The sequence below is a fragment of the Neisseria subflava genome, from assembly GCF_024205745.1.
Classification (GTDB): domain Bacteria; phylum Pseudomonadota; class Gammaproteobacteria; order Burkholderiales; family Neisseriaceae; genus Neisseria; species Neisseria flavescens_B.
Map to the genome: position 1 here is coordinate 2,144,580 of NZ_CP073117.1, position 12,137 is coordinate 2,156,716.

Below are 12,137 nucleotides of genomic sequence, written 5' to 3' on the forward strand. Positions count from 1 at the left end.
CCTTAAATAATGGGTTTTGATTGTTCAGACGGCCTTGAGCAACAATCTGACAATGTATTCGTCTTGCGGCAGCGTCAATTTCAAATTGCGCGTATCGCCCTGCACCAAGCGCGGCCGGATACCCAGTTTTTCAACCGCTGATGCTTCATCCGTAATCTCACTTAAATCATCAACCGATAAAGCGCGGTGTAATAAGGCCGTCTGAAAAAGCTGCGGCGTTTGCGCCTGCCATAATCCTGCGCGTGCAACGGTTTCATCAATATGATGACTGCCGTCTGAGCGCTTGAGCGTATCGGCCACCGGTATAGCCAAAATACCGCCCTCATCATTCTCACCCGCCTCATCAAGCAAACGTGTTAACGCTTCAGCAGGCAGGCAACAGCGCGCGGCATCATGAACCAAGATATTGTCTTGCACCTCGGCCAATCCTTGCTCCAATAAAACGGACACACCATTGCGTACCGTTTCGGCACGACTTGCGCCGCCTACTCGAAAGACGCGTACTTTCTCAGACAGGGCCGTCTGAAAAACCGAATCTTCCGGCGAAAGAATAACGGCAATTAAATCTATGCGGGGGTGTTTATCAAAGATTTCTATGGTATGTTGCAATACGGTTTTACCATTAATTTCAACATATTGTTTTGGTTTTCCTGCACCAAATCGCGCTCCCACACCGGCAGCAGGAATCAAAGCGATATTGCGGCGCATCATGCTGACGCTCCGGCATTGGCCTCATCAGGCGTTTCGGCCTTGCGCCATACACACGCTTCGCCTAAATCGTCCAAATATTTTTCATGGGCGGCCAACTCGTCCGCATTGGCTTTGATGACTTTTAACTGTGATGTCCGTTTGGTTTCCGCAATAACGGTTTGTTTGACTTCACCCTCTTCCTCCGCCTCACCGCCCATCAGGTCGAACTGCTGACGCGTCATAGCAAGATAGACTTCACCCAAAAGCTCGCAGTCGATTAACGCGCCGTGCAAGACACGTTTGCTGCGGTCAACGGAAAAGCGGTTACACAACGCATCCAAGCTTGCCTTTTGCCCCGGAAACATTTCACGCGCCATGGCCAGCGTATCGGTGACTTTGCAACCGAGTTCCTCAACAGAAGGCAAACCCATGCGGCGGAATTCCATATTCAGAAAGCCGACGTCAAACTTGGCATTATGGATAATCAGCTCTGCACCACGGATAAAGTCGGCAATCTGTTTACCCACTTGGGCAAACGGCGGTGCATTCTTCGCTTCCAATACTTCAATCGTCAAACCATGCACCTTCGCCGCTTCCTCCGGCATATCGCGCTCGGGGTGGACATATAAATGAAGGTTGGAGTCGGTCATTTGGCGGTTGATCATTTCCAAGCCGGCAAATTCGACCAGACGGTCGCCGTTTTCAGGATAAAGACCCGTGGTTTCCGTATCGAGGATGATCTGACGTTGGCTCATGGTTGGTGGTTTCTGCAATTATCAAAACGCCTTGAATCATACTGAAGGCCGTCTGAAATGTATAGTCAGCAAAACTTTAGCTGCTTTTGAAATACCCTTTTATAGCTGGATTTTTTCGGACGGCCTTTATTCTTTTCTCATTTAATGGCCATCTATTACAACATTTTTGAGTATAAAACCCAATTTCTAGAAAATTTTTTAAATTTAATTTCCTTAATAATCAATACCTTACTTATAAATTAAATAATAGGAACAATTATCATTTGCAAATTTAAAAAATCGCCGTATAATACAACCCATCGAGACAAAACAACCGCACAACAGAATGAAAGGAGAAGAAAATGCCCGAAAGTATTTTTAAGCAAGTCTCCCTTGACATTCTGAGACTGCACCAACAAGCCATTCGCTCTTTAATCGCCACTAAGTGTTGCGACGAATGCGAAGTACACGACGCAGTATTCATTACTTTAGATGGCCGCTATTATGTTTGGCTTCCTTGTATGGGCAAATCGCCCCAATCAGAAACCGGCATCCTGCTGATTGAAGATGAAGACGGCAATACACGCTTGAGCTGGGTTGCCGATACACGCGAAGTCAAGCAAAAAGACAGTCTGTACAACCGCGTTGTTTCCGCTCTGCAACGAAAAATGCAGCGCACGAAAAACAAATTTATCCAGTCGGCAAACGCCCGATTGCTTGAGCTGACGCCGCAACAAGGCCGTCTGACGACAAACAGCAAAGATTTCTCGCTTTCACCACATGACCTGATGAAAGCACTTTATCCGGCAACACATCAAATAGGAGAATTTGCCCTGTAACAGTTTTTGGTAGTGGTTTGTGTTCCTTTTGCGCCCCTTAAAATTTTAAAGGGGCGATTTTTTTGCCCCTACTTTTCAGACGGCCTAAACACCGGTTTTCCAGTACAATAAAGGCCGTTTGAACATTTCCTACTTTTCAACCATGCAACTGCTCAAATACATCCAATCACAAGGCCTCGGCAGCCGCAAGCAATGCCAATGGCTGATAGACAATGACTGCATTGCCATCAACGGCGAAATCCATAATCGTGCCAAAGACGATATCGATCCGTCTCAAGTACACACCCTGTCTGTTGACGGCGAAGAAATTGCCGCCGTACCCATGCCCTATTTCTACATTCTGCTTCATAAGCCTGCAGATTACGAGACTTCGCACAAACCTCAGCAATATCCAAGCATCTTCAGCCTGTTTCCCGACCACATGCGCAATATCGATATGCAGGCAGTCGGCCGCTTGGATGCAGACACAACCGGCATTATTCTGATTACCAACGACGGGCAATTTAACCACCGAGTTACCTCGCCCAAACACAAAGTTCCGAAGCTCTACCGCGTCACTTTGAAACATCCTACCGACGATACCCTTTGCACCACACTCAAAAACGGTGTCCTCCTGCATGACGATAATGAAACCGTCGCCGCAGCCGAAGCAGTATTGGCCGACCCAACCACATTGATGATGACCATTACCGAGGGTAAATACCATCAGGTCAAACGCATGGTTGCAGCAGCAGGCAACCGTGTCGAGCAGCTCCACCGTGAGAAATTTGGCGACTGGAATGTCGATGATTTAGCCGCCGGAGAATGGAAATTTATCCAGATTTAAAAAAATTCCAAATTTTTTTGATAAATTTTTAAACAATATGGATTTTTTATTTATTTAAAATCAAATATTTAAACCTTATTATTTTTATTTAACAGAATTTAACACTGTGAAGACTGAACTATTGTATAATTCGCCTGTCTGAGTAACACTTGCTTCGAAAGAAGTGAGTAAGTGAGTAAGACGTTTTCCCCGTAATGTGTTTGGCCATCTATACTTTCCCCTTAGTATAGATGGTTTTTTTTATCTAAAATTTGGTAATCAAGCGGGCGTACTTTCAGACGGCCTTTCTCATCTAAAGAAGCCATCATTTCTAAACCCCATCTTCCACTCATTAACTTGCATTATCCCTTTTCTCTTACTCGTCTCTTCCACATTAATCTATGCCGTTCCAATTTCAGACAAATCGTTTTATAGAAAGAAAAACCATCGGCGACTACCCAAGCTAAGGTTACAGAATATTATTAGACAGCCTTAGAGAAATACCATCTTTGTTGCCGATATACTTGAAAGCACACCTTAGTGCTATCCAATCTCCTCACAACAACCCTTTCCCATATCCCACTTTTCAGACGGCCTTTATCGTTACGGCTCTTGCCATCATTCATACCACTTCAGACAAATTCTCTGTTTGCAGGTTTCAATACTAAGCAAACCAGAGAAACCCACTAAAAATTCTTTATTACATAGTTTTTTTAACTAAAATCCTTTTCCGACTTTAGTCAAGATTCGTTAAATCTTTGCGGTAAAATGTTGTCTTTATTTTTTTATGCATCTGAGTATTTATGTCTTCCAATCAACCCCGTCAAACCTGGTCCAACCGTTTAACTTACATCCTTACCGTTGCCGGTGCGACTGTCGGCTTTGGCGCAACATGGCGTTTCCCGTATTTGGTTGGTGAAAACGGCGGCGGCGCGTATGTATTTCTGTTCTGTATCGCCATGCTGGTCATCGGTATTCCGATGATTTTGGTGGAAAACGTCATCGGCCGCCGTAAAGGCGTGAACGCGCTGGATGCGTTTGGCGGTACAATGAATGGCAAACCCGTTGCCAAAGTTTGGAAATTGGTCGGTTGGATGGGCTTACTCGGCGCATTCGGCATTATGGCCTATTACATGGTACTCGGCGGCTGGGTTATCAGCTACATCGTCAATATCATAGGCGGTAATTTGGACATTTCCAGCCCGGTTTCTGGCGAAGTTACCAAAAGCTTCTTTACCGAACACATCGAAAACAGCCCTTGGGAAATTGCTTTCTACACCTTCCTATTTGTGGTTGTGAACCAATGGATCTTGGTCAAAGGCGTGATCGGCGGTATTGAAAAAGCGGCAAAATACCTGATGCCGCTGCTGTTTTTATTCCTGATTGCCATGGTTGTGCGCAATGTTACCCTGCCGGGCGCAATGGAAGGCATTACCTTCTATCTGAAACCTGACTTCAGCAAAATTACAGCCGAACTGTTCGTCTTCGTTTTGGGACAAGTATTCTTCGCCTTGAGCTTGGGTTTCGGCGTGATGATTACGTTATCCAGCTATCTGGATAAAAACGAAAATCTGGTTCAGACGGCAGTGATTACCGCAATTACCAATACTTTGATTGCCGTGTTGGCCGGCTTTATGATTTTCCCTTCCCTCTTCAGCTTTGGCGTTGCCCCTAACTCGGGCCCGACTTTGGTATTCCAAAGCCTGCCGATCGTGTTTTCCAATATGTGGGCAGGCCCCGTGTTCGCCGTGATTTTCTTCTCTCTGCTTCTGATTGCCGCGCTGACCACTTCTCTAACCATTTATGAAGTGTTGATTACGACCATTCAGGAAAAAACCAAAATCCGCCGCGCAGCCGCGATTACCATCGTACTGGCAGGTATTTTTATCTTCGGCAATATCCCTTCCATCTTGAGCTACGGCCCATGGAAAGATATTTCCGTGTTTGGTAAAAACATTTTTGATGCCTTTGACTATATCAGCGGCAACATCCTGTTTATGCTGACTGCGCTTGGCTCTGCCTTGTTTGTCGGTTTCGTGATGAAAGATGAAGCGAAGGACGAATTGCTCTACAAAGGCAACCATACCACCGTCAATATCTGGTTTGCCTATGTAAAATACCTCGTGCCGTTGGTCATTCTGCTGATTTTCATCAGCAACCTATTCTAACAAGCAAGCATATAAAAAGGCCGTCTGAAATGTTCAGACGGCCTTTGTTTTTTACTATGCTTTATTCAGCCCAGTTTTTCTTCTTACTGGTTTTACCGATACCTGGATTGAAGCTGTTGGTCGGGTCAAGTCTTTTATAGAACTGTTTCAGTGCGGGCTTGGCCTCATACAGATGACCGACGTTGTGCTCGGCAGGATATTGCGCGCCGCGTTGGTCAAGCAGATGGAGCATTTCATGTTCCAAAGCCATGCAGTCGTTGCCTTTTTTAATGATGTAGTCCTGATGGAACACATGACACATAAAATGTCCGTAATACAATTTATGGATGATTTTATTGTCAATTTCAGGCGGCAGTGTTTCAAACCAATCACGATCATCACGGCGCAAGGCGATATCGAGTGCAACCAAATCTTCTACCTCGTCATCATGCACGGCACGATAGCGAATCGCGGCAGAAGCCACGGCGAAACGATGCAACATGGCCGCCTGCGTTTCTTCGGCATTACATTCAAAGAATGCGCCGCCATGGGTTGCAAAATATTCCTTCAAGAAAGCACGCGCTTCTTCTACGCCCTCGCCACCCATTTTTAAAATCAGGTGATGTTCATATTTATCCCGATAGTTGCGCATAGACTTCGGCAAGTGATCGGGCAAAATTTTACTGATCAGTTGCATGAATTTATCAGAGAAGTGTTTTGGTAAGAAACTTATCTTTTTGCTGAATCTATCCACACGGGCCTTCAGGTCAAACAGTTTCGGAAGTTGGTGGGTACCGAACGTCTTGATGATATAAAACGTATCTTTACCATAAATGGCAGCAATATCAAAAGCATGACGATGGATATACTCACCGGAAATAGGCAGGTTTTTAAACTCGCTCAAAGCAGCACGACGAATATCGGTCAGCTCATTAATATCATTGGTGCCGATATAGAAGACGGCAGTCTGTTTTTCTTGTGGGAACGTATCCAAGCGTACGGCAAACACCATCAGCTTGCCCGCGCAACCTGATGCTTCGTAGTGACGCGCAGGGTCGGCATTAAAACGGGCGGCAGTCGGTTCATTCACTTGGCGGACATGATCGCAGTACGCATGGTCATGCCCTTTGCCGGCATCTTGCGTAATGTCTTTTCGCTGATAATGGAAACCTTGCAAGTTGGTCAAAATTTCTTCAGGGGTTTCGCCCAAATCAATGCCCAAATGGTTGACCAGCTCCAGTTTGCCCTCTTCGTTGATTTGCGCAAACAGGGCCATTTCCGTATAAGCCGGGCCACGCTGTACCAGTGCGCCACCCGAGTTATTACATACGCCACCCAATACAGATGCGCCGATACAGGACGAACCGATCACTGAGTGCGGCTCACGGCCTAAAGGTTTCAGCAGCAGCTCCAATTGATTCAAGGTAGAACCGGGCAGGCAGACAACCTGTTCGTTATTGTTAATCGGCTGAATGATGTTCAGACGCATGGTATTCACAATCACGATATCGCGGTCGTAATCATTGCCGTCAGGAGTCGAGCCGCCAGTCAAACCGGTATTGGCGGCCTGCGTAATCACGATAACATCAGCCTCAACACACGCCTGCAAGATTTGCCACATTTCCAAAACCGTACCCGGACGGACAACAGCTAGCGCCTTGCCCTCGCCAAAACGGTAGCCTTGACGGTATTGTTCAGTTTTTGCCGGGTCTGTGATGATATATTTTTCGCCGACGGTTTGCGTCAGCCGACTGATTAATTGTGTAGCATTCATTGCATACTCCTTAAGAAATGAATATATTTATTAAATTACAAATATTGTAGTAATCCCTTTTATCAAAGTAAAGGCAAACTCATTTTTAAATTCATCATTCAAATAAACAAAAGGCCGTCTGAAATTTTCAGACGGCCTTTTGTTTCAAGCTTGCACAATCAAATTATTCAGCTGCTTTCTCTTCGCGAGCAGGCGCTTCTAGCAAAGCTTTGATAGACAGGCGTACTCGGCCGCGATCGTCTACTTCCAATGCTTTAACGTTCACAACCTGACCTACTTGCAGGTAGTCGCTGACATTGCGTACGCGCTCGTGGGCGATTTGGCTGATGTGTACCAAACCGTCTTTGCCCGGCATCACGCTGACAATCGCGCCAACGTTGTTGTCGAGGATTTTAACCACAGTACCTTCGTACACTTTGCCCACTTCCACTTCGGCAGTAATTTCTTCGATGCGTTTTTTCGCTGCATCGCCTGCTTCTTGAGTAGTCGCAGCGATTGTGATGGTACCGTCTTCAGCGATATTGATTTCAGTACCGGTTTCAGCAGTAATCGAACGAATGGTTTCACCACCTTTACCAATCACATCACGGATTTTATCTTGATTGATTTTCATAGTGAACAAGCGTGGCGCGTGTGCAGATAGCTCTTGTGGGCCTGCAACGGCGGCTTTCATCTGATCCAAGATGTGCAAACGTGCTTCTTTGGCTTGAGCCAAAGCAATTTGCATGATTTCTTTGGTAATACCTTGGATTTTGATGTCCATTTGCAACGCGGTCACACCTTCGGTTGTACCGGCCACTTTAAAGTCCATATCGCCCAAGTGGTCTTCGTCGCCCAAGATGTCGGTCAGGACGGCAAATTTGTTGTTGTCCAAAATCAGACCCATGGCGATACCGGCAACGTGTGCTTTCAAAGGCACACCGGCAGACAACAGGCTCAAGCAGCCGCCGCAGACGGAAGCCATAGAGGAAGAGCCGTTGGATTCGGTAATTTCAGAAACCACGCGCATGGTGTAGCTGAAATCTTCAGGTTCTGGCAATACGGCCAACAATGCACGTTTAGCCAAGCGGCCGTGACCGATTTCACGACGTTTTGGCGCACCTACGCGACCCACTTCACCGGTAGAGTATGGAGGGAAGTTGTAGTGCAGCATGAAGCGGTCGGTGTATTCGCCGGACAGCGCATCAATGATTTGCTCGTCGCGTGAAGTACCCAAAGTTGCAACCGCCAAAGCTTGGGTTTCGCCACGGGTAAACAGTGCAGAACCGTGAGTACGCGGCAATACGCCGGTTTGAATGTTCAACGGACGAACAGTGCGGGTGTCGCGACCGTCGATACGCGGTTGGCCGTCCAAAATTTGGCTGCGGACAACATCGGCTTCCAAGTGTTTGAAAATGCCTTTAATTTCATTGGCTGCCAAAGTGTCGGTTTCTTCGGTAATCAAGGCTTCTTTTACAGCATTCCAAGCTTCGTCCAATTTGGCAGAACGCGCTTGTTTTTGACGGATTTTGAACGCTTCTTTAATGGTTTCGCCGGCAATTTCGCGTACTTTTGCAACCAATTCTTCATTGGTTTCAGGTGCTTTCCAATCCCAAACTTCCGGGTTGACTTCGTCGGCAAACTCATTGATGGCGTTAATGGCCACTTGCATTTGATCATGACCGTAAACAACCGCACCCAACATCACTTCTTCAGACAAGATGTCGGCTTCGGATTCCACCATCAACACGGCTTTAGAAGTACCGGCAACAACCAAGTCCAATTGTGATTTCGCCAATTCGGCTTTAGTCGGGTTCAGAACGTACACGCCGTTTACATAACCCACGCGCGCCGCACCAATCGGGCCGGCAAACGGTACGCCGCTCAACACCAGCGCGGCAGATGCGCCCAGCATTGCAGGAATGTCAGAATCGATTTCAGGGTCAACAGACACCACCATCGCTACGATTTGGATGTCGTGGTAGAAACCTTCAGGGAACAGAGGACGGATCGGACGGTCGATCAAACGGCTGGTCAGGATTTCTTTTTCGCTTTGTTTGCCTTCGCGTTTGAAGAAACCGCCGGGGATTTTACCTGCTGCATAAGTACGCTCGAGGTAATCAACAGTTAGAGGGAAGAAGTCTTGGCCTTCTTTCACTTCTTTGTTGGTGGTAACGGCAACCAAAACAACAGTGTCGCCCATGGATACTTTAACGGCAGCTGCGGCTTGGCGGGCGATTTCGCCGGTTTCCAAAGTAACGGTTTGATTACCGTATTGGAAGGTCTTAACGTGTTTATTGAACATCATTGTTCCTTTCAAAATACCGCACTGCTAAAACACTAATAATGCACACTAAAATCCGAATGTGCATAGTTAGGGTTTCAGACCGTGCGGCAGGTTATAAACAAGCTTTCAGACGGCCTTTAAAGGCGCTGAAAACAACTCTCGATTATAAAGGCAACTATCCTTAAAATCCAGTATTTATACAATAAAAAGGCCGTCTGAAACATATCTCTTTCAGACGGCCTTCAAACTTAAAAATCAATCCTGAGTCAGCAAAGTCAATGCTTCCTGATATTTTTCGACTGTTTTCTGAATCACATCGGCAGGCACTTTAGGTGCAGGCGCTTTTTTATTCCAACCGCTTTGCTCCAGCCAGTCGCGGACAAATTGTTTGTCAAAAGACGGCGGATTAGTGCCGACTTTGTATTGGTCCGCAGGCCAAAAACGACTGGAGTCAGGCGTCAACACTTCGTCCATCAAAGTCAGCGTACCTTCTTCATCCAAACCAAATTCAAACTTGGTATCGCAAATAATAATACCGCGAGATTTGGCATATTCGGCCGCTTCTGTATAAAGCTGAATCGCTTTAGCGCGCACTTCCGCCGCCAATTCTTTTCCGATAATGCGTTCGCATTCTTCAAAACTAATGTTTTCATCATGATTGCCAACCTCAGCTTTGGTCGATGGCGTAAAAATCACTTCAGGCAGTTGTTGCGCTTCCTGCATACCTTCAGGCAGTTGAATACCGCAAACAGAGCCTGTCTTTTGATAATCTTTCCAACCGCTGCCTGCCAGATAACCGCGCACAATAGCTTCTACTTTCACCGGAGTGAGCTTTTTAGCCACGACGGCGCGTTTTTCTAAAACTTTGGCTTCGTTTTCAGGCAAAACATCGTAAACCGTATGGCCGGTGAAATGGTTAGGCATGATATGGGCCAGTTTTTTAAACCAAAAATTGGAAATCTGCGTCAGAATCTCCCCTTTACCCGGAATCGGGTCATCCAAAATCACATCGAATGCAGACAGTCGGTCGGAGGCAACCATCAACATACGTTTATCGTCAATTTCGTATAAATCGCGTACTTTGCCGGAGTAGATTTTTTTCAAGCTGATTTCAGACATTTCGGGTATCTCTTAGATAGACAGAAGAATACGGTATTTTAGCCCAATTTGGAATTTTTCGTCAGATTGTTTACAAAATAAAGGCCGTCTGAAACCTTATATTTTGGTTTCAGACGGCCTTATCCGTTGATTTCATGGAGGACCCCTGAAAATCACCATCCTATCAAATTACAGAAGCTTGAGTCTGATCTTGGATTTGGTTCACAGCAGACAGAGAGTAGTAGTCGCCGTGGCCGGTTACTTGGTAAGTGCTACCGTCAGCAAACTTGAAGTTTTCAACTTTGTGATCGTTACCGGTGAACCAGTCGTCGATGGTGATGCTGTCGTTAGCACCGACAGAAACAGTCAGGTTAGCACCAGATTTGCTCAGCAATACGTCGGAAGCTGCAACGCCTTTACCGAACAACAGGGTGTCATTACCGCTTTCTTCTCGGATAGTGTCGTGACCGTAACCTTTGTCGAAGAAGTAAGTGTCGTTACCGGTACCGCCGATCAGGATGTCGTTGCCGACACCGCCGTCGAGGTAGTCGTTACCGTCTTTACCAACCAGGCAGTCGTCGCCGGCCAAACCGTACAGATGGTTGTTGCCGCCGTTACCTTCGATGTTGTTGTTCAAAGAGTTACCGGTACCGTTCAGGTTTTGCATACCTTGCAAAATCAGGTTTTCAACGTGATCGGTCAGCGTGTAGTCGATAACGGTACGGACAGTATCGATACCGGCCTGTGCATTGCCGTACTCGATAACTTGGTCGTTGGCATTGTCAACGAAGTAAACGTCGTTACCGTCGCCACCGCGCATGATGTCAGCACCGGAACCACCGTTCAGGTAGTCGTTACCGGCACCACCTTGCAGGTAGTCTTTACCTTCTTCACCGTACAGAGAGTCACCGTCGGCATCACCGTAAATGGTGTCGTTACCAGCACCGGCGTAGATTACGTCTGTGCCGTTGCCACCGTAGATGATGTCTTCGCAAGCAGTACCATAAATGGTATCTTTAGCATCAGTACCGCGGATAACGTTGCCGTCTTTGCAGTCTTCAGCTCGGATGACATTACCTGGGTTTTTGTCTTCGTGACCGTATGAGTTGTTTTGGTTATGGTCGTCAACACAGTCTTTGCAGTCTGGCTCAGGTTTCGGTTCTGGTTTAGGCTCAGGTTTTGGCTCTGGCTTAGGCTCAGGTTTCGGTTCTGGTTTAGGCTCAGGTTTCGGTTCTGGCTTAGGCTCAGGTTTTGGTTGTGGTTTTGGTTCTGGTTGCGGTTCTGGTTGTGGCTCAGGTTTAGGCTCAGGTTTTGGTTGAGGTTTAGGCTGAGGTTTAGGTTGTGGTTTTGGACATGGGATCGGTTTGATCGGATTACAGTTGTAAGGTGGACAAACCGGAACACATTTATAGTTAGGCGTTTTTGCTGGTGGGCAAAAAGCCGCAATAGCAGAAACCAAACCAGTTACCGCATTAACTACTGACACGCCGACGCTGGCAATGCTAGCGATACTGCCGATAGAAACAGAAGATTTTGCTGCAGGAGCGCAGTAGTAAGAAGAGTAGGAAGCCTTAGGCGCAGGAGCGCAGTAAGAACTAACCAGGGGTCTAGTATAATACCCCCCGTAACAGTATGCCATAATAATTACTCCCAAAATAGTTAATAAAGATATCGAGCTGGCGGAACGAGCAAATCCGCCCTTGCTCAATTATTATTTTAGTAATATTTTTCAAAATATTTACTCAAAAATATCAAACGGTAGAATTTGCCGACAAAAGGACGGA

9 protein-coding genes are annotated in these 12,137 nt (G+C 46.5%); 3 read left to right on the forward strand and 6 right to left on the reverse strand.

What is annotated here, in order from left to right:
- Positions 1 to 24: 24 nt before the first annotated feature.
- Positions 25 to 711: a 2-C-methyl-D-erythritol 4-phosphate cytidylyltransferase gene (gene ispD, locus KCG55_RS10220; protein WP_254322968.1), complete on the reverse strand. Its 687-nt coding sequence runs from the start codon at positions 709 to 711 to the stop codon at positions 25 to 27.
- Positions 708 to 1,445, reverse strand: coding sequence for a DNA polymerase III subunit epsilon (dnaQ, locus tag KCG55_RS10225; RefSeq protein WP_254322969.1), 738 nt, complete (start codon positions 1,443 to 1,445; stop codon positions 708 to 710). The genes ispD and dnaQ overlap by 4 nt, the downstream gene beginning before the upstream one ends.
- Before the next feature lie 341 nt (positions 1,446 to 1,786).
- On the opposite strand from dnaQ, the gene KCG55_RS10230 reads away from it, so the two are divergent.
- The 3 genes from KCG55_RS10230 (at position 1,787) to KCG55_RS10240 (ending at position 5,236) form a co-directional block, all read left to right on the forward strand.
- Entirely contained in the window at positions 1,787 to 2,263 is a 477-nt protein-coding gene (locus tag KCG55_RS10230; RefSeq protein WP_049348077.1) for a hypothetical protein, read from the forward strand.
- Between the two features lie 142 nt (positions 2,264 to 2,405).
- Positions 2,406 to 3,089 (forward strand): 16S rRNA pseudouridine(516) synthase, encoded by a 684-nt coding sequence (locus KCG55_RS10235; RefSeq protein ID WP_254323663.1) that lies wholly within the window; start codon positions 2,406 to 2,408, stop codon positions 3,087 to 3,089.
- A gap of 782 nt (positions 3,090 to 3,871) precedes the next feature.
- Entirely contained in the window at positions 3,872 to 5,236 is a 1,365-nt protein-coding gene (locus tag KCG55_RS10240; RefSeq protein ID WP_150537416.1) for a sodium-dependent transporter, read from the forward strand.
- A 61-nt stretch (positions 5,237 to 5,297) separates the two neighbouring features.
- On the opposite strand, the gene dld is transcribed toward KCG55_RS10240, so the two are convergent.
- The 4 genes from dld to KCG55_RS10260 all read right to left on the reverse strand — a co-directional run bounded on the left by dld (position 5,298) and on the right by KCG55_RS10260 (position 11,992).
- On the reverse strand, positions 5,298 to 6,989 hold the full coding sequence (dld, locus tag KCG55_RS10245) for a D-lactate dehydrogenase (protein WP_254322970.1): 1,692 nt from the start codon (positions 6,987 to 6,989) through the stop codon (positions 5,298 to 5,300).
- A 163-nt stretch (positions 6,990 to 7,152) separates the two neighbouring features.
- Positions 7,153 to 9,276 carry a polyribonucleotide nucleotidyltransferase gene (gene pnp / locus KCG55_RS10250; RefSeq protein ID WP_107697060.1) on the reverse strand — a complete coding sequence of 708 codons (2,124 nt, stop codon included), beginning with the start codon at positions 9,274 to 9,276 and terminating at the stop codon, positions 7,153 to 7,155.
- Positions 9,277 to 9,510: 234 nt separating this feature from the next.
- Positions 9,511 to 10,374: a phosphoribosylaminoimidazolesuccinocarboxamide synthase gene (locus KCG55_RS10255; protein WP_254322971.1), complete on the reverse strand. Its 864-nt coding sequence runs from the start codon at positions 10,372 to 10,374 to the stop codon at positions 9,511 to 9,513.
- 163 nt (positions 10,375 to 10,537) lie between these two features.
- Positions 10,538 to 11,992, reverse strand: a complete 1,455-nt coding sequence (locus tag KCG55_RS10260) for a calcium-binding protein (RefSeq protein WP_432761063.1) — start codon at positions 11,990 to 11,992, stop codon at positions 10,538 to 10,540.
- Positions 11,993 to 12,137: the final 145 nt, after the last annotated feature.